The organism is Waterburya sp. (assembly GCF_058530065.1).
Genome location: NZ_JBZNBU010000449.1, coordinates 1 through 2,768, shown reverse-complemented (window position 1 = coordinate 2,768; position 2,768 = coordinate 1). Strand labels below are relative to the sequence as shown.

At 33.3% G+C, this 2,768-nt stretch carries 4 protein-coding genes and 1 pseudogene; 3 read left to right on the top strand and 2 right to left on the bottom strand.

Annotation, left to right across the window (positions count from 1 at the left end; translation table 11 throughout):
* Positions 1–149: 149 nt before the first annotated feature.
* Together AC33VI_RS23610 and AC33VI_RS23605 are read left to right on the top strand one after the other, a co-directional pair.
* Positions 150–1,076 (top strand): annotated as a pseudogene (locus tag AC33VI_RS23610) (amino acid ABC transporter substrate-binding protein).
* Between the two features lie 54 nt (positions 1,077–1,130).
* Positions 1,131–1,328: a hypothetical protein gene (locus AC33VI_RS23605; protein ID WP_491784702.1), complete on the top strand. Its 198-nt coding sequence runs from the start codon at positions 1,131–1,133 to the stop codon at positions 1,326–1,328.
* A 223-nt stretch (positions 1,329–1,551) separates the two neighbouring features.
* Here AC33VI_RS23605 and AC33VI_RS23600 read toward each other — a convergent pair whose 3' ends face one another.
* Both AC33VI_RS23600 and AC33VI_RS23595 read right to left on the bottom strand, forming a co-directional pair.
* The gene (locus AC33VI_RS23600) at positions 1,552–1,800 is read right to left on the bottom strand and encodes a hypothetical protein (RefSeq protein WP_491784701.1); all 249 of its coding nucleotides are present in this window, start codon (positions 1,798–1,800) and stop codon (positions 1,552–1,554) included.
* A 146-nt stretch (positions 1,801–1,946) separates the two neighbouring features.
* Positions 1,947–2,195, bottom strand: a complete 249-nt coding sequence (locus tag AC33VI_RS23595; protein WP_491784700.1) for a hypothetical protein — start codon at positions 2,193–2,195, stop codon at positions 1,947–1,949.
* 198 nt (positions 2,196–2,393) lie between these two features.
* Here AC33VI_RS23595 and AC33VI_RS23590 point away from each other — a divergent pair, with 198 nt between their 5' ends.
* On the top strand, positions 2,394–2,654 hold the full coding sequence (locus tag AC33VI_RS23590; RefSeq protein WP_491784699.1) for a hypothetical protein: 261 nt from the start codon (positions 2,394–2,396) through the stop codon (positions 2,652–2,654).
* Positions 2,655–2,768 lie beyond the last annotated feature (114 nt).

The window sequence follows — 2,768 nt, the reverse complement described above, 5'->3', positions numbered from 1 at the left end:
TAATTGCAATCAGCCAAAATTCATTATTAAAATATCTAACGTATAATAATCGATAATCTTTAATTTATTTTAATTTATTTAGTTTATTTTGCCTTAAATTAGGCAAACTTGTCCAATAATTAAAAACTGTAAATCGATAATAGTAAAGCATGAATATGAGATTGAATATCTTTAAGCATCGCAGATTATTACAACTATGGTTGTCTGGTATTACTCTTTTAGGGACGGTTTTAACTACACAACTTGCTGTGGCAGAAACAGTGATGGAAAAAATAGCCAGAACAGGAGTTTTAACCGCAGGAACAAGTAAAGATGCATTTCCTTTTGCTTATGCAGATAATAACGAAAATTTGACGGGCTATTCTGTTGATATGCTAGGGTTAATTTAGCAACAAATAGAAAGAGAATTAGGGCGTAAAATCAAACTAAGATTAGTTGCCCTCGAACCACAAGCAAGAATAGATCGCTTAGTAAATCGAGAAGTAGATATTGTTTGCGACGCGAGTAGTTTTACTTGGGAAAGAGATCGAAAAATAGACTTTTCTGTTAGCTATGGAATTACGGGAACGAGATTATTAGTCAGGCAAAATAATTACGATGCAATATCTCAATCTTTAGCTAATAAAAAAATTGGTGTTTTACCAGGAACTACTAATGAAATAGCTATTAAAAAAGCCGAACCAACCGCTAATCTAGTTTATTTTGAAGATCGCGATGAAGGTCGTACAGCTTTAGAAACAGGAACTATTGATGCTTTTGCCGATGACGATATTTTATTAAATAGCTGGTTGCAAAATGCTAGCAATGGTGAAAATTTCAACCTTGTGGGCTACTATTCTCAGGAAGGAATTGCCTGTATGATTCCCGAAGATAACTCGCAATTTTTGAATAATGTTAATTATGCTTTAGTCAATTTTATGCAGGGTTTTATTAATAATGAACCTAGTGAGACTATATTATTCGATAAATGGTTTGGCGATAATAGTGAAGTTCCTTTAACTAGAGACTTACGAGATTTAATGATAGAAAATATGCAATTAGTTATTGATTTTCGTGAAGAAATTATATCGGAATAGCTATGTAAAGATGTATATTAATTATCTGATTATTTTGCTTAACTATCGATATATATGAAAATAAATTATCTGTTCAAAACTACTTTATTTCTCTTACTATTTAATCTAAACATTAATTCTGCAACGGCTGGTTTATTTGATCGTCCCGACTTTTTTGAAAAGGGTTACGAACAATTTGAAGAAGAAGTACGTCGCTTTGAAAGAGGAGAAAGCGTACCCAACACTAACACTACCAAAAGCGATCGCACTTAATAACACTAGCCAACTAAATCTTTTCACTCTAATTTCCTCTTTTGAATTTTATCGACATTGAATTAATTATTGGATTGGGGTTAAACAAAAAATACTAATATCCATTGCGACGCATACAAGCATCGTATTCGCGCCTGTAAAAAGCTTTTCTGTCATCATCTCTTTCCTTTCCCCCGCCAATAACGCCAACTCCCGCGCCAATTCCCGCGCCTTTGCCCGCATCTCATGCAATACCACCGATGATGCCACCAAGAATAGCTCCACCAATAGCATCTCCCACAGCATCTCCTACGGTGTCTCGTTCGGAAAAACGTGCTGTACGATCTCGTGCTAAACCATCACAATAATAGTGAGGATCGCGATCGCTATAACGATCTCGCGGTTGTGCCTGTAAAGGATTAGCAGCAAACAGGGTAATTATCGGAACAAAGATTGCCCCTAAAGCAAGACTAATGTTTAATCTTGTTTGCATGAATTATTTTATTGATAAAACTTTAGTTAGATTAGGTTAATTTTCGATTTTTAAAGAGAAACACCCATATTTTTTAATAATTTCTAGATAATACTTAACTTTAATTGAGATTTCCTTCACAATGCAGCAGCTATTTCAGAATGCAACTAGCTATTAGCTCGCCATTCCAGTTCTGGTAATTCATCTCCCATAACCTCTTTGATGGTATTATGCAGTGTTTGTAACTCTTCAGAGGTTACTTTGCCATCAGCCCAAATAATCGACTTGATGCGATCTATTTCATCGGTAGAAAAAGAGCCATCTTCTAAAGATTTTTTAACTACAGATTTTAAATAGGCTAAATGCTCTAATTCTTGAGGAGATAAAGGCTTGCTATTGGGTGAATTGACTTTCATGTTTCTATACCTGTGATGAGATTAAGCTTTATGTATCGAATCATGATATCTTGTCACAAAATCTCTCGTTCTAATTTTTAGAGTTGTTTAACATCCAGCATCTCCCACAACCGATCGAGAAACATAAGAATCTGACAATTTCCTTACAAAACATTTAGAATAATAGTGATTAGTAGTTGCGTTCTTTATCGAGTAACAATGACTTTAATAAAAAAAGTAGATACAAAAATTATCAATTTATTTCCCAATAAAGAAACTCATGATTTTATCAAAAAACAAGAAAGAGACTTTTTAAATATCGATCGCGCTCTTCTAACAGCATATTGTAATAAGTTTGTTTATTTTGAAAACGGAAAAATCCTTGATTCAGACGTTAGTGAAGATTCACTAATCGAAAGAGTAATGGAAAAGGTGAAATATAGAAGCGTTTTTATAACTAAGGTTGATTGTGGCAAGTAAAAAAAATAAAAAAGCAATTTATAACTTTTCTTATCAAAAGCAAAACGAACTATACGATCCAATTGCAACTATTGAAATAGAATCATTTGACAACAAGATAAAAAAAGAGTTTAC